This window comes from Mediterraneibacter flintii (assembly GCF_055387595.1).
Map to the genome: position 1 here is coordinate 806,405 of NZ_AP031405.1, position 21,916 is coordinate 828,320.

The 21,916-nt window shown below is 42.4% G+C and carries 13 protein-coding genes and 1 pseudogene; all 14 read left to right on the forward strand.

The window, feature by feature from the left end:
* Window positions 1–11 precede the first annotated feature (11 nt).
* The 14 genes and pseudogenes from dusB (at window position 12) to ACZ5C4_RS03830 (ending at window position 21,870) form a co-directional block, all read left to right on the forward strand.
* Complete coding sequence (gene dusB / locus ACZ5C4_RS03765) at window positions 12–971, forward strand: tRNA dihydrouridine synthase DusB (RefSeq protein WP_464519863.1); 960 nt, start codon at window positions 12–14, stop codon at window positions 969–971.
* A gap of 135 nt (window positions 972–1,106) precedes the next feature.
* Window positions 1,107–1,592 carry a transcription elongation factor GreA gene (gene greA / locus ACZ5C4_RS03770; protein ID WP_186875605.1) on the forward strand — a complete coding sequence of 162 codons (486 nt, stop codon included), beginning with the start codon at window positions 1,107–1,109 and terminating at the stop codon, window positions 1,590–1,592.
* A 67-nt stretch (window positions 1,593–1,659) separates the two neighbouring features.
* On the forward strand, window positions 1,660–3,603 hold the full coding sequence (lysS, locus tag ACZ5C4_RS03775; RefSeq protein ID WP_464522301.1) for a lysine--tRNA ligase: 1,944 nt from the start codon (window positions 1,660–1,662) through the stop codon (window positions 3,601–3,603).
* A 295-nt stretch (window positions 3,604–3,898) separates the two neighbouring features.
* Window positions 3,899–4,633 carry a MerR family transcriptional regulator gene (locus ACZ5C4_RS03780; RefSeq protein ID WP_066557019.1) on the forward strand — a complete coding sequence of 245 codons (735 nt, stop codon included), beginning with the start codon at window positions 3,899–3,901 and terminating at the stop codon, window positions 4,631–4,633.
* A gap of 174 nt (window positions 4,634–4,807) precedes the next feature.
* Window positions 4,808–6,193 carry a zinc-ribbon domain-containing protein gene (locus ACZ5C4_RS03785; protein WP_066556954.1) on the forward strand — a complete coding sequence of 462 codons (1,386 nt, stop codon included), beginning with the start codon at window positions 4,808–4,810 and terminating at the stop codon, window positions 6,191–6,193.
* On the forward strand, window positions 6,190–6,369 hold the full coding sequence (locus ACZ5C4_RS03790) for a hypothetical protein (protein WP_066556947.1): 180 nt from the start codon (window positions 6,190–6,192) through the stop codon (window positions 6,367–6,369). Before ACZ5C4_RS03785 ends, ACZ5C4_RS03790 begins: the two co-directional genes overlap by 4 nt.
* Before the next feature lie 238 nt (window positions 6,370–6,607).
* Window positions 6,608–6,736, forward strand: coding sequence for a hypothetical protein (locus ACZ5C4_RS03795; protein ID WP_255601781.1), 129 nt, complete (start codon window positions 6,608–6,610; stop codon window positions 6,734–6,736).
* A 170-nt stretch (window positions 6,737–6,906) separates the two neighbouring features.
* On the forward strand, window positions 6,907–7,731 hold the full coding sequence (locus ACZ5C4_RS03800) for a ParA family protein (RefSeq protein ID WP_054754259.1): 825 nt from the start codon (window positions 6,907–6,909) through the stop codon (window positions 7,729–7,731).
* Window positions 7,688–8,638 carry a ParB/RepB/Spo0J family partition protein gene (locus ACZ5C4_RS03805; protein ID WP_055057186.1) on the forward strand — a complete coding sequence of 317 codons (951 nt, stop codon included), beginning with the start codon at window positions 7,688–7,690 and terminating at the stop codon, window positions 8,636–8,638. The genes ACZ5C4_RS03800 and ACZ5C4_RS03805 overlap by 44 nt, the downstream gene beginning before the upstream one ends.
* A gap of 284 nt (window positions 8,639–8,922) precedes the next feature.
* Entirely contained in the window at window positions 8,923–13,173 is a 4,251-nt protein-coding gene (locus ACZ5C4_RS03810) for a SpaA isopeptide-forming pilin-related protein (RefSeq protein ID WP_227072374.1), read from the forward strand.
* Window positions 13,174–13,335: 162 nt separating this feature from the next.
* On the forward strand, window positions 13,336–13,632 hold the full coding sequence (locus ACZ5C4_RS03815) for a hypothetical protein (protein WP_195956025.1): 297 nt from the start codon (window positions 13,336–13,338) through the stop codon (window positions 13,630–13,632).
* Between the two features lie 12 nt (window positions 13,633–13,644).
* Window positions 13,645–13,914 (forward strand): hypothetical protein, encoded by a 270-nt coding sequence (locus ACZ5C4_RS03820; RefSeq protein WP_195956026.1) that lies wholly within the window; start codon window positions 13,645–13,647, stop codon window positions 13,912–13,914.
* 25 nt (window positions 13,915–13,939) lie between these two features.
* Window positions 13,940–19,468, forward strand: a pseudogene (locus ACZ5C4_RS03825) (DEAD/DEAH box helicase family protein); the annotation flags it as partial.
* Window positions 19,469–20,055: 587 nt separating this feature from the next.
* A complete protein-coding gene (locus ACZ5C4_RS03830) occupies window positions 20,056–21,870 on the forward strand; it encodes a reverse transcriptase/maturase family protein (protein ID WP_002576337.1) in 1,815 nt (604 codons plus the stop codon).
* Window positions 21,871–21,916: the final 46 nt, after the last annotated feature.

The window sequence follows — 21,916 nt, forward strand, 5'->3', positions numbered from 1 at the left end:
GGATAATAGAGATGAAACAGTTCACAATCGGAAATGTAAAGCTTGACAACTGTTATATACTAGGACCGATGGCAGGCGTGACAGACCTGCCATTTCGCTTGCTCTGCAAAGAAAAGGGCGCGGGTCTTTTGTGTATGGAGATGATCAGTGCAAAAGGAATATTATATAATAATAAGAATACAGAAAGCCTTCTGACCATTCACCCGAATGAAACTCCGGTTTCTCTGCAATTATTCGGCTCCGATCCAAAGATCGTCAGTGAGATGGCAAAGCGGATTGAAGAACGCCCTTTTTCTATTCTGGATATTAATATGGGATGTCCGGTGCCCAAGGTAGTGAAAAATGGAGAAGGCTCTGCCTTGATGAAAGAGCCAAAGCGGGTGTACGAGCTTGTCAGTGCGACAGTGAAGGCGATTGAAAAACCAGTCACAGTGAAGATAAGAAAAGGATTTGACGAGGCACATGTCAATGCAGTCGAGATTGCCAAGATTATAGAAGAGGCCGGCGCTTCAGCGGTGGCAGTCCACGGAAGGACAAGAGAGCAGTATTACAGCGGAAAGGCGGACTGGGAAATCATACGGAAGGTGAAGGAAGCGGTGCGCATTCCCGTAATTGGAAATGGAGACGTCACATCCGCGGAGAAGGCGGTTAGTATGCAGCAAGTTACCGGCTGTGACGCAGTGATGGTTGCCAGAGGCGCACAGGGAAATCCCTGGATTTTTTCAGAATTAACCGCCTATGAAAAAACGGGAGAGATTCCTCCCCGCCCGAATGTAAACGAGGTAAAGGAGACAATGCTAAGACATGCGGCGCTTCAGATCCAATATAAAGGGGACTATACCGGAATCCGGGAGATGAGAAAGCATGTGGCATGGTACACGAAGGGGTTGCATGGCGCAGCCAGGCTGCGTGAGAAGATTAATAAAGTAGAGTCCTATGAAGAGTTGGTAAATCTCTTGACATCATTATAGGGATTGGTTATAATATTGAAATTGTGAAATATAATTGAAAAGAATGACAGCCTCTTCTGACAAGTAAGCGCAGGAGAGAAAATTTTATTATAACATATAACAAAAATACTGGAAAGAAAGGGAGCAAAGGTAACAATGGCAGAGGCAAAGAAAAGACTGCTTACGTATGCGGGACTGAAAGCTCTGGAGGATGAGCTTGAGACTCTGAAAGTAGTCAAACGAAAAGAAGTTGCACAGAAAATCAAAGAGGCGAGAGAGCAGGGAGACTTGTCTGAGAATGCGGAATATGATGCTGCGAAGGATGAACAAAGGGACATCGAGGCGAGGATTGAAGAGCTGGAAGGCATTCTGAAAAACGCAGAGGTCGTCGTTGAGGACGAAGTTGACTTTGACAAGATTAATGTAGGGTGCAAGGTAAAAGTATTCGATATTACGTATGATGAAGAGATGGAATTTAAGATTGTCGGTTCTACGGAAGCAAACAGCCTGGAAGGGAAGATTTCCAATGAATCTCCGGTTGGACAGGCGCTGTTAGGCAAGAGAGTCGGAGAGACAGTGGACGTAGAGACACAGGCAGGAATCATTCAGTATAAAGTGCTAGATATCAGCCGTTCCATGTAAATAGTTTTTCGAATCCAGCCTCCTTTTACAGGGGGCTGAATTGGCATATAAAGAAAGGAGAAAAGCAGTGTCCAAACAGCAGAATAATGTACAGGAACCAGATTTGAACCAGTTAAGAAAGGTGCGCCGTGAGAAGTTAGCTGAGCTTCAGGCAAATGGAAAAGATCCGTTTGCTATCACAAAATATAAGCAGACAATCCACAGTCAGGAGATTAAAGATAAGTATGACGAGTTGGAAGGAAAACAAGTTTCTATCGCCGGACGCATGATGTCCAAACGTGTGATGGGAAAAGCATCTTTCTGTAATCTTCAGGATTTAAAGGGAAACATCCAGTCCTATGTTGCAAGAGACAGTGTGGGAGAAGAGAATTACAAAGAGTTCAAAAAAATGGATGTAGGCGACGTGATTGGCATTGTAGGCGAAGTATTTAAGACAAAAACAGGAGAAATATCGATTCACGCGTCCTCTGTTACACTGCTCACCAAAAGTCTTCAGATATTGCCGGAGAAGTTCCATGGGCTGACGAATACGGATGTCCGTTATCGTCAGAGATATGTGGATTTGATCATGAATCCAGATGTGAAGGATACATTTATCAAGCGCTCCAAGATTCTAAGCGCTATACGCCGTTATCTGGACAAAGAAGGATTTATGGAAGTAGAAACACCTATGCTGGTCAGCAATGCGGGAGGAGCAGCAGCAAGGCCCTTTGAGACTCACTTTAATGCGCTGGATGAAGACTTTAAACTGCGTATTTCCCTGGAGCTGTATTTAAAACGCTTGATCGTCGGCGGCCTGGAAAGAGTCTATGAGATCGGCAGAGTGTTCCGGAATGAGGGATTGGATACAAGACATAATCCAGAATTTACTTTGATGGAGCTGTACCAGGCATATACAGATTATAACGGTATGATGGATTTGACAGAAAATCTGTACCGCCATGTGGCACAGGAGGTGCTCGGAACAACTACGATTGTCTACAACGGTGTAGAGATGGATTTAGGAAAACCGTTTGAGAGAATTACAATGGTAGATGCAGTAAAGAAATACGCGGGTGTGGACTGGAACGAGGTAGAGACGTTAGACCAGGCAAGAGCACTTGCACAGGAACATCATGTTGAATTTGAAGAACGCCATAAAAAGGGCGATATACTTTCACTATTCTTTGAAGAATTTGCAGAGGAGCATTTGATTCAGCCGACATTTGTAATGGATCATCCGATTGAAATTTCACCGCTTACAAAGAAGAAACCAGAGAATCCAGAGTATGTGGAACGTTTTGAATTCTTTATGAATGGGTGGGAGATGGCAAACGCTTATTCTGAGTTAAACGATCCGATCGATCAGAGAGCGCGCTTTAAGGCGCAGGAAGAACTGCTGGCGCAGGGAGACGAAGAAGCAAATACAACAGATGAAGACTTCTTAAATGCACTGGAAATCGGCATGCCGCCTACCGGAGGAATCGGATTCGGAATTGACAGAATGTGTATGCTGATGACAGATTCCGCGGCAATAAGAGATGTGCTTTTATTCCCGACAATGAAGTCCTTAGATGGTGTAAATAAGAAAAATGATGTAAATAATACAGCTTCTGAAGCACCTGAAAAAAATGTAAAAACTGAGTCTGAAAAGATTGATTTTTCTAAGGTAAAGGTAGAGCCTTTATTTGAGGAATTTGTTGATTTTGATACATTCAGCAAGTCAGATTTCCGTGCAGTAAAGGTTAAAGAGTGTGTTGCAGTACCGAAGTCAAAGAAACTGTTACAGTTTACTCTTGATGACGGAACAGGCACAGACAGAACCATTTTAAGCGGTATTCATAGCTTTTATGAGCCGGAAGAACTGGTTGGAAAGACTCTTATTGCTATCACAAATCTTCCACCGAGAGCGATGATGGGCATTGACTCTTGCGGTATGCTCCTCAGTGCTATTCATGAAGAAGAAGGCGAAGAAAAGCTTCATCTTCTGATGGTAGATGACAGAATTCCGGCAGGTGCAAAGCTCTATTAAGATGATGTAAAGATGTACCGTTTCACCAAATAGACGGGACGTACTTCATTTGATAAAAAACTGAAAAAACAGCGATTTACATCAAACTTACATCAATTGATGCAGAAATCGGTGCAAGCAAGAAAAAATCGCATAATTAGTGCAATGAGTGGGCAATTCCAATCGGGATTGCCCATTTTTAAAACAAACAGAAATACAAATCGGGAATTTGTATAAAATATTTTTTGAAAAAACTGTTGACTCCTACGTTGCGTAATGGTTTAAAGTATATTTATCGAGAGAGGAGGAAATGATGATGATGACAGTAAATGAAGTGAGTAAGCTTGCCGGAGTGAGTATACGCACTCTACAATATTATGACAAGATTGGTCTTTTACATCCGACGGGATACACCGATGCGGGTTACAGATTGTATGACGATGCAGATTTGGAACGCCTTCAACATATTTTGCTGTTTCGAGAATTGGAGTTTCCTCTTAAAGACATTAAGATGATTGTTAATAGTCCTGATTTTGACAGAAGCAAAGCTTTAGAACAACAAATAGAGCTGCTTAAGCTTAAAAAGGAACATATTGAGAACTTAATGAACTTTGCTCTTGGAATAAAATTGTTAGGAGTGAAACACATGGATTTTAAGGCTTTTGATAGAAGTAAATTAGATGAATATAGCAGACAGGCAAAGGAATTATACGGTAATACACCAGAATATAAGGAGATGGAAGAAAAGCAAAAGAATCGAACTGAAGAAGATGAGAAAATCTTAGCAGATAGATTTATGCTTTTTTTTAAAGAAGCCGGAGAGATGAAGAATATGAATCCAGCATCTGATGATGCACAGAATCTTGTAAGAAGATTACAGGATTATATTACCCAAAACTTATATACTTGTACAAATAAGATTTTGCGTGGATTAGGAAAAATGTATTCAGGAGGTGGAGATTTTACAACAAATATTGATGCATATGGTGGAGAAGGTACAGCAATATTTGTAGCAGATGCAATAGAGATATATTGTGATAATGCAGAGTAAAATTGAATTTTTATTTATGTAATGCACACGATAAATCCAGTTTTGAACTTGCCCTTTGAGAGAGGAGAAAATCCTTTTCTCAAAGGGCTTTTTCTATTTATATGGATATTCGCAAACTACAAGATAAAGCTAAAACTTCATATACTCTAAGCACAAGGAGGTTGAGGTTTGGCTATGAATAACAGTTTAGCAGAAGTACACCCGGAGCTTGTTTCGGAGTGGTCGGAAAAGAATTTAACGCTTACGCCTGATGACATTACTTTCGGTTCAAATAAAAAAGTATGGTGGAGAGGTGCTTGCGGTCATGAATGGCAGGCAAGCGTTAAGGCTCGTTCTAATGGAGAAAAATGCCCGATATGTTCCGGTGCGAGAGTGATTGCAGGTATTAACGATTTGACGACATTAGAGCCATTACTGGTAAAACAGTGGTCGAAAAAGAATAGGATAAAACCGACAGAGGTTTCTATTGGTTCTCATAAGAAAGTGATTTGGAGATGTGAGAAAGGACACGAGTGGGAAGCTGCGGTTAAGAGCAGGACAATAAATAAAACTGGTTGCCCGTATTGCTCCCATAACAAAGTGTTGGCAGGATTTAATGACCTTGCAACACTTCTGCCGGATATAGCAGCCGAGTGGTCGGACAGAAATTATCCGTTACTTCCAACTCAGGTTACGGTCTTTGCCAATCGTAAGGTTTGGTGGAAGTGTAAGGATTGCGGCAAAGAGTGGAACACCCTTATTTCTACCCGTTCCGGTGGGAGCAAATGCCCGTATTGCAGTGGGTACATATTCCTGAAAGGGTTTAACGATTTGCAGACAACACACTCTGAAATTGCTTCGGAGTGGTCGGAGAAGAACTTGCCATTGAAGCCTGATGAAGTAAATGCAAAGTCGAGGAAAAATGTCTGGTGGAGATGCGGTAAATGCGGTAACGAGTGGAAATCTGTTATCAATGCCCGTGTGAAAGGTACGGTATGCCCCGTTTGTGCAGAGAGAGAAGTCCTTGCCGGATATAATGATTTGGCGACAACGGACAGTCAGCTTCTTAGCGAATGGGATTATGAACAGAATAAACTGAAACCTACAGAGGTATCACGAACTTCAGCAAAGAGAGCGTGGTGGAAATGCAGGCACGGTCATTCGTGGAGTATGAAGATAAATGAAAGAACGATATTGAATAAAGGCTGTCGAATTTGTGAGCAGGAGTATTTGTCATTGTTTCCTACTTTGGCTGTCAGCTATTATTCTAATAAGAAAGGCTTGAAAGCAGAACTTGGCTCTGACCGATTGCTTGGAGTTCCGCTTGAAACATACATACCTTCAGAAAAGTTGGCTATTGAGTCAGGAAGTGCCGATGAGAATATAGAAATAATGAAAGCATATATGTGTAAGCAACGAGGGATAAGGCTGATTAAGCTGCCGATGAAAGGCACAGAACTGGATTATGCCAATAATTTAAAGAAAGCTTTTCAGAGCGTACATATATTTATTTCTTCTGATACCGAGGAAGATGTGGAGATAATCAAGAATACATTTGAAAGATGGAGGGACAGCCAATGAGAGAGAAAACTTATCATCTATACTTAAATGAAGAAGAACGAAGCCAAGTGATACAATTACTCATTGCACTGAAGAACAATTTAGCAGCTCAGGGACGATACACCGACGCAGTAGATGATGTTCTATGTAAAGTGCTTGAAGCAAAGAAAAAGAAATTGAAAATTGAATACATTTAGAACGTGTTTTGCCGTCTGTTTCCTAACCGGAGCAGGCGGCTTTTTTTATTTAAAAAATTTTTTTAAAAAAATTTTCGGAAAAGCGTCGATTTTGGGTGTGCATTTCATACCCCTTTGTCCAAATGAGTGAAGGGGTTCATTCCGGATAGCAAAAAACGGAAGCCTTTTCGCTTGAAAAATTGAATAAGTCATTCACTAAGACTTTATTTCTGATGATAGCCACTTTAGTAGGTACGCCGTGATTTCTGTATTTCAGAATAGCGAGAACTCCGGCTATGAGTATCAGGTTGCCCCTGATATGGCGATGACAGTCAGAATGATAATGATACTTCTCTACGGAGCTGGCGGAGTACCCGGCAGAGGTTAGAACCCTATGATACAGATAAGCAGTCTGTTCCTTAGTGATTTCCCATAAGCATTTTGCTTGGCAAGGGGTGTTGAGAACAAATATTGCTATGACCGATTAGGAAATGAGTCGGTCAGGTACATAGCCATAATGCGGTGGCTATGAATTTTCAGAAAGGAGGGCAAAAAGAAGTGTCAAACTGCAAAACGATTTCCGTATGTAACCAGAAAGGCGGAGTCGGAAAAACCACCACAACCGTTAATCTTGGAGTCGGGCTTGCAATGCAGGGCAAGAAAGTATTGCTCATAGACGCAGACCCGCAGGGCGATTTAACGACTTGTCTTGGTTGGCAGGATACAGACGGTTTGGGTATCACGCTTGCAACGAAACTCACAGATGTAATCAATGAAACGATGACAGACCCTATGGTTGGTATCCTGCACCACGAAGAAGGTGTTGACCTTGTTCCGGCAAACCTTGAGCTTTCAGCAATGGAATTTAACCTTGTAAACGCAATGAGCAGAGAAACTACACTCAAGAATTATCTGAGTCAAGTGAAGAACAGATATGATTATGTAATTATAGACTGTATGCCTTCACTTGGTATGGTTACTCTCAATGCTTTATCGGCGGCAGACAGTGTTATCATTCCGGTTCAGGCTCAGTATTTGCCTGCAAAGGGTATGACACAGCTTGTGCAGACCATTTCAAAAGTAAAGAAGTATATCAATCCGGATATTAAGATAGACGGTATGCTGCTTACTTTGGTGGATAGCCGAACAAACCTTGCAAAGAGTACGGTGGAAGCACTCAGGGCAAACTTCGGTAATCAGATAAGGATGTATCGAACACAAATCCCGATTGCCGTAAAAGCCGCTGAAACTTCTTCCAAAGGTAAAAGCATTTATGCTTATGAGCCAAACAGCACAGTGTCTAAGGCATACGCTGAATTTACAAAGGAGGTGTTAGCCGATGGCAGGAAGAAAGAGCGACTTCACTCTCACGAAGCTCGATGATTTATTTACCACGCAGGCACAGAGAGATGAAGAACAGCTTTCAAAAATCCGAGATATTCCGTTAGAGCTGATTGATGATTTCCCCGACCACCCGTTTAAGGTCAGGGACGATGAAGATATGATGCAGCTTGTGGAGAGTGTCAAGGAAAGAGGAGTTATTACTCCGGCAACGGTAAGGCAGAAAGAGGACGGCAGATACGAACTTGTTTCAGGACACAGACGAAAGCGAGCTTGTGAACTGGCAGGATTTGAAACCCTGAGAAGTGAGATTGTAGACCTGAACAGAGATGAAGCGACCATTTTAATGGTTGAAAGTAATTTCCAGAGGTCAGAGATATTGCCGAGTGAAAAAGCCTTTGCCTATAAAATGCGTTTGGAAGCAATGAAAAGGCAGGGACAAAGAACAGATTTAACTTCTACACCACTGGTGGAGAAGTTGGCAGGTAAAGATGCCCTTTCGGTTTCTCGTATTGGAGAAGAAGTAGGGGAAAGTCGTGAACAAATACGCAGGTATATTCGCCTGACAAACCTTGTTCCTGAATTGCTTGAATTTGTTGACGAGGGGCGTATTAAAATGCGTCCTGCCGTAGAACTTTCCTATCTTGACGAAGATTGCCAGCGTGATGTGGTTGACGAAATCGACCTGAATGACGCTACCCCGTCACACGACCAGACAATCCGTATGCGAAAGTTATTCAACGAGGGCAACCTTACAACAGAAGCAATCCACGCTGTTATGTCTGAGGAAAAGCCGAACCAAAAGGAAAAAATCGTGTTGAGGGGCGACAGAGTAAGACAGCTTATCCCGAAAAACATTCCCGTCAGTCAGACGGAGGATTTTGTCTGCAAGGCATTGGAGCATTACAACAAGTTTTTGCGTAACCGTGCAGAGCGTGACAGCAGATAGCCTGTTTTACAGTTCCCCTTTCTCACACTCTAACCCCTTAGTTATACTTCTACCTACCGAAAATGATATATATTATCTCACTTGAATATAACTATCTCAAAGTATATGTCTATCTCTAAGGGGCAATCGCACAGTATGAACGGACTGGAGGTGTATGGTAAAATGAAAAATTAACGAAAAATCCGTATTTGTTTTTCGGCAGGTAAATTCTGCCGTAAGAAAAAATCCATAAAGGCACATCGTAGCGATACGGTGTGTTTTCAATTTTTACAGGAGGAAACGCAATGATAAAGTCAAAATTCAAAAGAGTCACGTCGCTTTTCTTGGCGACCCTTATGTGTGTGACCACTTTTGCAGGCATTGGCTCGACAACAGCATATGCTGCTTCGGGAGAAAAAGCCGATGTTTATATGGTCGATTTCCCTCGTGATGGCGATGCTAATTACGATGGGGTATGGGGACACAGCAATTTGACCTTGAAAAATGGTTGGCATACCGGACGTTCCAATTTTACCAATCTTAAGGCTATTGGCTCATACTCAGGCAATGTTGCTTATTGTATTGAGCCGGGAATTTCGCTCAAGGTCGGTCAGACAATGAATAAGTATGACGAAAATTATTTTAATAACCTTGCAGCCAACGGGGTTATTTCCGGAGATGAAATCCGTCTTTTCGTTGGTCGTATTTTACAGTATGGCTATCGTGGGACAATCTCGACATCTTGGAGGTCACAGAATGAAGCAGCAGCAAACAGCATTGCACAGGCTTATGCTACACAGCTTCTTATCTGGGAAACTGTTATCGGAGAGCGTGATGCGAACTTCAATCATGTAGCAGCCAGTGGTTGCAGCAATGTGAAAGATGTCATCAATGCAAAGCATCCGCTCCGCAATAAGATTTTCAGTTATTACAACAGTATGGTGCAGAGTGTACAGAACCATGCAACCATACCGAGCTTTTGTAATAAATCATCCGGTTCGGCAAAGACAATAGAACTTGAGTGGAACGGAAGCAAGTACACAACTACTCTGACAGACTCCAATAATGTGCTGTCCAAATATAATTTCAAGGCAAGCATCAGTGGAGTGAGCTTTTCAGTGAATGGTAACAAACTTACTGTTTCTATGGATACTGCACCGAGTAAGGAATTTACGATTACCGCAACGAAGAAAAATGCAGTACGAAGAGGTGTGGTTGTATGGTCAGAGGGTAAACACGGTCAGAACTCCAGTGTGCAGGATGTTGTCAGCTATGCTCAGGAAGTAAGCGACAGTATCAACGGTTTTGTGAAGATGAAAGTCAGCTATGGTTCTTGTCAGATTGTAAAGACCAGTGAGGACGGCAAGGTTGACGGTATCAACTTCACGATTACCGGAAACGGTATCAATCAGACGGTTACAACAGCTAATGGCGGTAAGTTCCAGATTGATAACCTTATGCCGGGTATCTATACCGTAACCGAGCAGGCATACGATAAGTACGAGCCGCAGGAAACACATAGAGTTACTGTTGTGGCAGGGCAGGTTGCAAAGGTCACTTTCAATAACAAATTGAAGCGTGGCGACCTTCAGGTAGTGAAGTCCTCAGAAGATAACCTTGTTGAAGGTGTGAAGTTCCATCTTTACGGTACTTCTCTTTCCGATGATGCTGTTGACCAGTATGCAGTTACAGACAAAAACGGTGTGGCAACTTTCAAAGATGTGCTTATCAGTGGTTCTGAACCATATACCCTTGAAGAAGTAGACACGGCTATCCGTTATGTTGTGCCGAAAAATCAGACTGCACCAGTGAAGTGGAAAGAAGTAACCACAAGAAACTTCAATAACATTTTGAAGAAATTTACTGTAACAGTAACAAAGAGCGACGCTGAGAAAGGCGAAGCACAGGGCAATGCCAAACTTTCGGGAGCAGTTTACGGTATCTATAAGGGCGAAACGCTTGTAGATAAGTATGTTACTGATGAAAACGGTCAGTTCACTACTAAAGAATATGTTTGTGATACCGACTGGACAATCCGAGAAATTACTCCGTCAGAGGGGTATTTGCTTGATAAGACTATCCATGAAGTAGGTGCAGACCCGAAACTTTATGAGGTAGAACACAACCTTACTTCCAATGATGTAATCGAGCAGGTAATCAAAGGCAATGTGGCTATCATTAAACACACTGATGATGGAGAAACAAAGATTGAAACTCCTGAAAAGGGTGCTTCCTTTGAGATTTATCTGAAATCTGCTGGAAGCTATGACGCAGCCAATAAAGACGAGAGAGATACTATCGTTTGCGATGAAAATGGCTTCGGTCAGACAAAAGATATGCCGTATGGTATTTATACCGTACACCAGACTTCCGGTTGGGAAGGCAGAGAGATGATGGACGATTTTGATGTGTTCATTTCACAGAACGCACAGACCTACCGTTATCTTATCAATAACCGTAACTTTGAGAGCTTTGTCAATGTAGTCAAGGTGGACGCAGAAAGCGGAAAGAGTATTCCGTATGCAGGAGCAGGATTTAAGATTTACGACCCACAGGGCAATCAGGTCAAAATGACCTTTACTTATCCGACACCGACCACGATTGATGTGTTCTATACCGACGCAAATGGTTCTCTTGTAACACCTGAGAAATTAGATTACGGCAAGGGATATTCCATCGTAGAGGTACAAGCTCCATACGGATATGTACTTGATGATACTCCGGTATATTTTGATATTACCGAAGAAAATTCCACAGAGGAAGGCGGCGTAACTGTTGTGAAAGTCAATAAGCCGAATATGGCACAGAAAGGTACTATCACGGTTGAAAAGACCGGAGAAGTATTTAGTGGTGTCAATGTAAGTGGTTCTGAGGACAGTGATGTTATCTATCAGCCTGTTTATGAAGTGTCAGGACTTGAGGGGGCAGTTTATGAAGTCCGTGCTGCGGAAGATATTAGCACACCGGACGGTACACTCCGCTATTCAAAGGGCGAAGTGGTAGATACTATCACAACAAGCTCCGATGGATTTGTGAAGAGCAAAGAACTTTATCTCGGAAAATACGAGGTCAAGGAAATTACCGCACCTGATGGAATGGTAATCAGTGGCGAAACACATACGGTTGAGCTTACTTATGCAGGTCAGAATATCTCTGTTACCGAAACTTCCACATCATTCTATAACGAAAGACAGAAAGTGCAGGTAAGCCTTGCAAAAGCCATTGAAAAGGACAAGACATTTGGTATTGGCGATAACGGAGAAATCAAAAATATCAGCTTTGGTCTTTATGCCGCAGAAGATATTGTATCTGCAAGCGGTACAGTTATTCCAGCTGATGGACTGATTGAGATTGTCAGCGTAAATGAAAATGGAACTGCTGTTATGAAGTCAGACCTTCCGTTTGGTAAATACTATGTCAAAGAGATTGCAACCGATGAGCATTATATTCTCTCTGATACGAAGTATCCGGTTGTATTTGAATACGCAGGTCAGGATACCGCAACGGTTGAAATCAAAGTGAATGACGGAAAAGAAATCAAGAATGAACTTATCTATGGTTCTGTATCAGGTAAGAAGATTGATGAGAATGGAGAAGCACTTGAGGGTGCTGTTATCGGTATCTTCAAAGCCGAAGAAACAGAATTTACAAAGGATACTGCACTTATGACAACTACCTCTGCAAAAGACGGTAGTTTTTCTTTTGCAAAAGTTCCTTATGGCAAATGGATTGTAAGAGAAATCGAGCAGCCAAAGGGATTTGTTCTTGATGAAAAAGCGTATGAAGTCAATATCAGCGAAGCCGAGCAGGTAGTTGAAATCGAGATTGTCAATGAGTATGTTCACGGTAATATCAGACTCACGAAGGTGGACGCTGAATATCCGGATAACAAACTTACGGGTGCAACCTTTGAGGTATATAAGGACATCAATGAGAACGGAAAGATTGATGATGGCGATGAACTTATCGGAAATCTTGAAGAAACCGAAACCGGAATTTATGAGATGAAAGAGTTACTTTACGGAAAATATATTGTCCGTGAAACAAAAGCACCGGAGGGCTTCCTGCTTGATAAGGGAGAATACTCGGTTTTCATTGAGAAAGACGAAACAACTTATTCTGTCGAGAATAAGGCGGGTGTTGGATTTATCAATGAAGCTATGCGTGGAACACTGAAAATCGTCAAGACATCTTCGGACGGTAAGGTTAAAGGTTTTGCGTTCAGAGTAACCGGAGCAAACGGCTATGATATGACATTTGAAACAGATAAGAACGGCGAAATCGTGATTGAGGGACTTCGTATTGGCGAATATACCGTATCAGAAGTGGCAAACAATGCGTCTGCCGCATATATCACACCTGCCGACCAGAATGTTACTATCAAACTTGATGAAACAGCCGTTGTAAAAATGCACAATGAATTAAGGGATACTCCGAAAACAGGAGATGATACCAATATGAAACTTTGGTATGTTCTTGCCGGACTTTCTGCTGTCGGTATCGCTGTAACTTCTGTTGTTGCACATAAAAAGAAGAAAAAGGAGGGTAACGAGTAATGGAAGCAAAGACAATTATTGCTATCGCATTAGTCGCCGTTATCGTCGGCGGCTTTATCTTTCTTCAGGTTAAAAACCGTAAGAAGTAAGAAATAACCGAACATTAACCAGTCGGGGACAGAGCGTAAAAAACTCTGTCCCTTTATTTTTGGGAGGAACACTATGAAACAACAGAAAACGGTGGAGAGCCGAGTGCTTGAAATCTTAAAGGAATGCCCGATGTCGAGGTATGATGATATGCTTCTCATTCTGCATTATTACAACCGATACGGATATATTCCTGCCGGAAAACTTCCGCTTGAGGATATTGTCTTTAATTACAGGGCGTACGGACTTCCTTGTTTTGAAACCATACGCAGGGCAAGGCAGAGAGTACAGTCCCTTTTTCCTGAGTATTCACGCAATCCGCAGAAAGAAGAACAGAGCGGCAGTATTTCTATTGTAATCAACATTGGCTAAGGAGGTATTTTCGTGAAAGACAAAGCAACTTTTCAGAATAAGGTCAAGGTACTGAATAAACTCTTTGACTCCGGTTGTGATACGGAGAAAAAGTTGCAGCAGCTTGATATGGAATCAATCCTGAAAATCCCGAATATCACTATTCCCGATATGGGTGTGATTATGGAGCTTCAGAAGAATACAAAGTCCGGTAAGCTCTTTTCGTATTTGGGCGGAGGTTCTGATGAAGCAGTAAAAAGTAACAATGAGAAGAAAGAGCCTGCTATGCAGGAGCAGAGATAAGAAACGATAAGGAGGTGCAAGAGTAATGGCACGAAAATATGACCTTATTTCTGAACTTTACAACCGCACCTGCAAAACGGTTGTGTCAAATCCTCAGAACTGGCAGGCATTCTTAGCTTCGGCTTGCCGAAATTATAAGTTACGCTATGACGAACAGCTTCTTGTATATGCACAGCGACCCGATGCAACTGCGGTTCTTGAGATAGAGCAGTGGAACAAAATTTTTGGCAGATGGGTCAACCGAGGTGCTAGAGGTATTGCTGTTTTTGCTGATGAGAACCGTTCACGGCAAAGACTGACACATTACTTTGATATTTCAGATACTCACGAAAGCAGATATTCAAGAACAGTCCCGATTTGGGATATGCGTCAGGAATACGAAGCTGATGTGATTGAGACATTGGAAAGCACTTTCGGAGAGATTGAGAATAAGAGCAGTCTTGCCGAAGCAATTATTGGAGCAGCAAGAAATGCGGCAGAGGATAATATCCCTGATTATCTGCAAGACCTTTACTATGCAACCGAGGGCAGTTCCTTCGAGGAAGTGGAAGAGGATATTGTGGCTTTCATTTATAAAAATGTCGTGGCAAACAGTGTGGCATATATGATGATGTCAAGGCTTGGCATTGATACGGACGGTTATTTTGAACTTGATGATTTCAGAGATGTTACTAACTTCAATACGCAGGAAACACTCAATGCACTTGGATTTGCTACCAGTGATATTGCAGAAATGGGATTGACGGAAGTATCTAAAACAATTACTGCACTCAACCGTCAAAATCGCATAATTGTCGGTCAGGACAGAAATGAATACAATAAGGTTGAAAATAACGACGAAAGGAGTTTGGACAATGAACGAACTGACCTACACGATGGTGGGCGATTACAGCCTTCCGAACCTGAAACTTCCACAGCAGCCGGAAGTGACGTTGGGCAGATACGCTCAGATGAGGAGAGAGTTTCTGAAGGAACATCACAGAGTCCTTTACTACAATCTCCTGACGAGGGGCGAACTGACACATCACTTGGCGGAAGTGGAACAGAGAGCCAGCAAGATGGAGGAAACAATCCTGAGCCAGATGGCACAGAAAGAGGGAGTGACCGAACAGATGAAAGCGGAGGATATGATGAAATGGGTTCGTCTGATGAACTCCCTTCGCAGCTCGGCACAGGAAATCGTGAAAGCGGAAGTGATATTCGCTTAGAAGATATAAAACCGTTGCCGGATATGGGCGGGCAATTATCCTTTATACAAGAACGAGCAGAGGAACAAACAGCCTCTGCTTTTTCTATTCCAAAAGAAATTATAGATAATTATCTTGCGAGTGGAAGCGGCTTTGCGAATGGAAAGTACCGTATTTATGAGCAACTTCAAAAGAGTTTATCGCTTAAAGAAAATGCCGATTTTCTAAAGAAAGAGTATGGCACTGGTGGAGGGACATACGCAGGTGGTGTTTCGGACTATAATTATGATTGCGATGCAAAAGGTGTCCGTATCCGAAAAGGTTATGAGGAAAATGCACCAGAGATTCGTATGAATTGGACGGAGGTTGCAAAGGAAATTGGTCGCCTTATCAGCGATGACAGATACCTGAATAAAAAAGAATGGTGGAACTATCCTGAATGGCTCGCTGAGCAGGAAGTGAAGCGTACAAGAGTAGCAGAACAGGTTAAAAATCGTGAAGTGATGTCCACCGTACCAGCCGAAAAAGAGCCTGAAGAACAAGAAATGCCGCAAGATGTGGAGTATGAATATCATCTTGGCGATAAGGTGTATATCGGTGCTTCTGAGTATGAAATTTTATCTATTGATGACGAGAGAGTAATGCTCTATGACTATGATATGCCGTTGTTTAATAAGGAATTTTCACACATAGAGTTTGATGAAAAAGTGCGTGAAAATCCAATGAATGAGCATTTGATTGTAAAAGAAGTACCAACCGAAGAAAGAAATGTAACTGTCGATTATAACGATGCTTTTTTTATCAATCAGGATAATGCAACTGTTACTTGGATTTATTATAATCCGGACAGTGCAGCCGGAGGACAGTATGTCACAAATATACTGAATTTTGATGAAATCACAGAGATAGCAAAAGACAGTCAGACATCTAATGAGTTTTTTGATAGGCTTGGAAGTATCGCCAATCAGACACTTGCCGATGTCGGAACTGAATGGTTTTCGGAAGCAGAAAGCCGTTTTTTAGAAAAGCCGGATTTTACAGATTGCACGCAGGATACAATGCAGAGCCTTATTTCGGAAGCAGAAAAATCTTCAGTCACAGAAGTTCAGACCAATATGGGCAGTATGCCGATAGAGGATTATCGAGAGATAGTAGCTTCGCAGTCAGGTTTTGACAGCTATGATGAAATGTATAAGCAGGGGTATCGCATAGGAAACGGTTACGATAAAGAGCCTGAGCCGGTAGTTCCCGCTTGGGAGCAGAAGAAAAAGGTCAAGGGCTTTGACCTGCACCCTGATGTGCCTATGGCAGACCGTCATACCTTTAATCTCAGAGAAAATGAGGTTGAAACGGTAGGTAAAAAGGAACGCTTCCGCAGAAATATTATGGCGATACAGCTTCTTAAAAAGTGTCAGGAAGAAAACAGATTTGCCACTCCTGAAGAACAAATTATCTTATCAAAGTATGTTGGTTGGGGTGGACTTTCAGAAGCCTTTGATGAAAATAATTCAGCGTGGGCAACGGAGTATCTGGAACTTTCTTCGGTGTTAACACCGGAGGAATATGCTTCGGCAAGAGAAAGCACATTGACTGCGTTCTACACGCCGCCCGAAGTTATCACAGCCATTTATAAGGCAATGGAGCAGATGGGCTTTAAGGAAGGAAACTTATTAGAGCCGTCCTGCGGTATCGGTAATTTCATTGGTATGCTGCCGGACGCAATGCAGGACAGTAAGATTTACGGTGTGGAACTTGATACGATTTCCGCAGGGATTGCACAGCAGCTTTACCAGAAAACAACCATTGCGGCACAAGGATTTGAAGAAACAAATCTGCCGGACAGCTTCTTTGATGGAGTGGTTGGAAATGTACCTTTTGGAGATTTTAAGGTATCGGATAAAAGGTATGACAAGCATAAGTTTCTGATACACGATTACTTTTTTGCCAAGTCTCTTGATAAGTTAAGACCCGGCGGTGTGATGGCTCTTGTAACGAGCAAAGGCACAATGGATAAGGAAAACTCGGCAGTACGAAAGTATATTGCACAGAGAGCAGAGCTTCTTGGAGCAATCCGATTGCCGAATAATACCTTTAAGGGTAATGCAGGAACGGAAGTCGTTTCGGATATTCTTATCCTGCAAAAGCGTGACAGATTGATAGATATTGAGCCGGATTGGGTTCATCTTGATACCGATGAGAACGGAATTAAGATGAACTCTTATTTTGTGCAGCACCCAGAAATGATACTTGGAGAAATGAAAATGGTATCAGGGCGTTTCGGTATGGAAGCAACTTGTGTGCCGTATGAAAATGCAGACCTTGCAGCACAGCTTGATGAAGCGGTAGCAAACATTCACGGGGAAATCACGGAATATGAAGCCGAGGAAGAACTGGAGGAGGAAGATAATTCTATTCCGGCAGACCCGACAGTGAGAAACTTTTCCTATACGGTGGTGGACGATAAAATCTACTATCGTGAAAATTCCCGTATGACTCCGGTGGAGGTGTCGGCAACCGCAGAGAACCGAATTAAGGGTATGATTGCCATTAGAAATTCTGTCAGAACGCTGATTGAATTGCAGACAGAAGATTACCCTGACAGCGAAATCAAAGCAGAGCAGGAGCGATTAAACAGACTTTACGATACCTTTTCCGGTAAGTACGGACTCATTAACAGCCGTGCAAATACTTCTGCTTTTTCGCAGGACAGTTCGTTCTCTTTGCTTTCCGCATTGGAGATAATCGGAGAGGACGGAGAACTGGAGCGTAAGGCTGATATGTTTTCCAAGAGAACAATCAAGCCGCATACCCCGGTTACTTCTGTTGATACGGCAAGCGAAGCATTGGCGGTATCTCTTGGAGAAAAAGCCACGATTGATATGGACTATATGATGGAGCTTTCCAGCAAATCGGAGAATGAAATCTTTGAGGATTTGAAGGGTGTTATCTTCTTGAATCCGCTTTATGAGTATGGAAATTCTTACGAACCGAAGTATCTGATGGCTGATGAATACCTTTCGGGTAATGTCAGGGAGAAGCTGAGGATTGCAAAGAACTCGGCAGAACTCTATCCGGAAGATTATAAGGTCAATGTGGAAGCACTTCAAAAGGTGCAGCCGAAAGACCTGACTGCAAGTGAAATTTCCGTACGACTTGGTGCAACTTGGCTGCCGCCGGACGATGTGCAGGATTTTATCTTTCATTTGCTTGAAACACCACGCTATGCACAGTGGAATATCAAAGTTCACTTCTCTCCTTTTACGAGTGAGTGGAACATTGAGGGCAAATCTTACGACAAAGGAAATGTTAAGGCATATAACACTTACGGAACTTCCCGTATCAATGCCTATAAGATTATCGAAGAAACGCTGAACTTAAAAGATGTGCGTATCTTTGATTATATCGAAGATGATGAGGGAAAGAAAAAGGCTGTCCTGAATAAAAAGGAAACAGCGATTGCTCAGTCAAAGCAGGAAATGATTAAGCAGGAATTTCAGGACTGGATATGGTCTGACCCTGAACGAAGGGAAAGACTTTGCAAGTTCTATAATGAGAAGTTCAACAGCGTCAGACCCCGTGAGTATGACGGAAGCCATATTATTTTTAATGGTATGAATCCTGAAATTGAACTCAGGGAACATCAGAAAAATGCGGTTGCCCATATCCTTTATGGAGGAAATACGCTTCTTGCACACGCAGTCGGAGCAGGAAAAACTTTTGAAATGGTAGCGGCAGCACAGGAGTCAAAAAGGCTTGGACTTTGTAATAAGTCACTGTTTGTTGTACCAAATCACTTGACCGAACAATGGGCGGCGGAGTATCTGCAACTCTATCCGGCGGCGAATATCCTTGTTGCAACAAAGAAAGATTTTGAAACCAAGAACCGTAAAAAGTTCTGCGGCAGGATTGCAACCGGAGATTATGATGCAGTCATTATCGGTCATTCACAGTTTGAGAAAATTCCGATGTCCATTGAAAGACAGAGGGTAATCTTAGAACAGCAGCTTGAGGAAATAACCGAAGGAATTGCGGAACTCAAGCGAAACCGAGGGGAAAACTTCTCAGTCAAACAGCTTGAAAAGTCAAAAAAATCCATTAAGCAGAAATTGGATAAACTCAATGACCAGACGAAGAAAGATGATGTTGTAACCTTTGAGGAACTTGGTGTAGACAGGCTTTTTGTTGACGAGAGCCACTACTATAAGAACCTTTATCTCTATACTAAAATGCGTAATGTGGGCGGTATCGCACAGACGGAAGCACAGAAATCTTCCGACCTCTTTATGAAGTGTCGTTACCTTGATGAGATTACCGGAGGACGAGGAACAGTGTTTGCAACGGGTACACCTATCTCTAACAGTATGGTGGTGCGCCCGTAAGGGGCTGTAATAATCTTACCTTGAGCAAGTAATAGGGCAAGGTATCAAAGCGGAATAATCCGCACCCTATCGTCACCCGACTTATCCAAAAGGGGAAACCCGATGGGGAGTGTAGCATGTCGGAGGGCACGAAACACGGAAACTTCCAAAGTGTTTGCGTGGTAGTGGCGAAAAGTTATGAATAAGGATGAAAGCTAAACTGCCTGAATGACAGTCGGAGATTGGGCAAAATGTTGCTCCATGCGTAAGGAAGTTATACTCGCATGTACTCTGGTGGATATGAGTCGGCCATGCGTATCCACAAGATACCCAGAGTAAATCAGCCATAGGATAATGGAAAACGACGAACGTCACATCCGAAATCATAACAGGCTTATGTTATTACAGTTCTAAACGGGGATTGCCTAAGGTAAAATGCCGAAAATCGGCTATGAGTGCTATGAGAAAAGTGACTCTGAATATTTACTATGGCAACAGAGTCTCCGTAGTAGTCCGAGGACGGGAAAGCCGTCCACATGGCGAAGGGAGACAGTCTTTCTTCAATACAAATAATAAGGAAAGGTGCGTGAGGCATTATGAGAAGTCCCGAAAATGTATTGAAAAGTTTAAGTGAAAAAGCAAAAAACAAAGAGTACAGGTACGAGAGATTATACCGTAACCTGTACAACCCAGAGTTCTATCTGCTTGCATACCAGAATATTGCGACCTCTCAGGGGAGCATGACGGCAGGTGCAGACGGATTCACTCTTGACGGTATGAGCATGGAGCGCATTGAAAAGCTCATTCAGAAGCTGAGAGACCACTCATACCAGCCGAACCCTGCAAGGCGTGTTTATATTGCGAAGAAAAACAGCAGTAAAAAGCGCCCATTGGGGATTCCGTCAACGGACGATAAACTGTTACAGGAAGTTGTCCGTATGATACTTGAAGCAATCTATGAGCCGACATTCTCTGATAATTCACATGGTTTCAGACCGAAAAGAAGTTGCCACACAGCGTTAAAAGAAATCGTAACGCTGTTCACTGGTGCAAAGTGGATAATCGAAGGAGACATTAAGGCTTGTTTTGACAGCTTCGACCACCATATCACAATACAGCTTTTGAGAAAGCGCATAAAAGATGAAGCGTTCATATCGCTGATGTGGAAGTTTCTAAGGGCAGGATATATGGAACAGTGGACATACCATGAAACGTACTCCGGCAGTCCACAAGGCTCCGGTGTCAGTCCGATACTTGCCAACATCTATCTGAATGAACTTGATGAGTTCATGGCAAGGATGAAAAAGAGTTTTGACAAAGGCGATACAAGAAGCCGTAAAGTCCACAAAGACCATGATAAGGTACGCTGGGCTTATCGGAAAGCGCAGAAAAATCTGGAAATAGAGCGCACAGAAGCAAACCTAGCAGCATTTAAAGAAGCAAGGAAAGTGATGTTGTCCACACCACATTTAGACGAGATGGATGAGAATTACAAAAGACTTCAATACAACCGTTACGCTGACGATTTCCTGATTTCAATAACAGGTTCAAAGCAGGATGCTGAAAATATCAAGGAACAGGTAAAGATATTTCTAAAAGACAAGCTAAATCTCACAATGTCGGAGGAGAAAACTCACGTTACCCATTCCTCTGAAAAGGTGCGGTATCTTGGATACGACATAAGAATATCAAGAAGTCAGGACACAAAGCGGACGAAAAAAGGTCTGCAACGGGTGTGGTATGGAAAAGTGCAGTTATATATGCCGAAAGAAAAATGGATTGCGAAACTGCACGAATACGGTGCGTTTAAAATCAAAAAAGACGAAAACGGCAAAGAGATTTGGAAGCCACTCCACAGAGGGGCGCTTATGCCATTAGACGATGTGGCAATCATCAGTAAATATAATTCTGAAATCAGAGGATTGTACAATTATTACAGGTTAGCAATCAATGTATGCAATCTGGGGAAATTTCATTCTATCATGCGTGGAAGCTGTTTAAAGACGTTGGCGGCAAAATATAATTCTTCTGTTATGAAGATGTATAAGAAATACCGTAGCGTAAAGGGCGACTTTGGCGCAGATTACAAAACCAAGAGTGGAACAAAGCGGTGTGAGTTTTACAATGAAGGATTTAGGCGTAATAACAATATCGCACCTGAATTTGTAGACATTATGCCGAAATACAGAGGGCAGATAAAACCGAATAGTCTTGCAGGACGTTTAAAAAGCGGACAATGCGAGATGTGCGGAGCAAACCCCGTGAAAGTGTATATGCACCATGTAAAGCGCTTAAAAGATTTGAACGCTGATAATGAATTTGATGAACTGATGTTACTGAAAAGGCGGAAGTCATTGGCTCTCTGCCCGAAATGCTACGAAGAAGCAAAGACAAAATCACTTAAACTATGAAAGATGGCGAGCCGTGTACATCGAGAGGTGTAAGCACGGTTCTGGA

Coding starts and splice junctions, on each gene's coding strand:
- dusB (WP_464519863.1), top strand. CDS start 12: ATGAAACAGTTCACAATCGGAAATGTAAAGCTTGACAACTGTTATATA.
- greA (WP_186875605.1), top strand. CDS start 1,107: ATGGCAGAGGCAAAGAAAAGACTGCTTACGTATGCGGGACTGAAAGCT.
- ACZ5C4_RS03780 (WP_066557019.1), top strand. CDS start 3,899: ATGATGACAGTAAATGAAGTGAGTAAGCTTGCCGGAGTGAGTATACGC.
- ACZ5C4_RS03785 (WP_066556954.1), top strand. CDS start 4,808: ATGAATAACAGTTTAGCAGAAGTACACCCGGAGCTTGTTTCGGAGTGG.
- ACZ5C4_RS03790 (WP_066556947.1), top strand. CDS start 6,190: ATGAGAGAGAAAACTTATCATCTATACTTAAATGAAGAAGAACGAAGC.
- ACZ5C4_RS03805 (WP_055057186.1), top strand. CDS start 7,688: ATGGCAGGAAGAAAGAGCGACTTCACTCTCACGAAGCTCGATGATTTA.
- ACZ5C4_RS03810 (WP_227072374.1), top strand. CDS start 8,923: ATGATAAAGTCAAAATTCAAAAGAGTCACGTCGCTTTTCTTGGCGACC.
- ACZ5C4_RS03815 (WP_195956025.1), top strand. CDS start 13,336: ATGAAACAACAGAAAACGGTGGAGAGCCGAGTGCTTGAAATCTTAAAG.
- ACZ5C4_RS03830 (WP_002576337.1), top strand. CDS start 20,056: ATGAGAAGTCCCGAAAATGTATTGAAAAGTTTAAGTGAAAAAGCAAAA.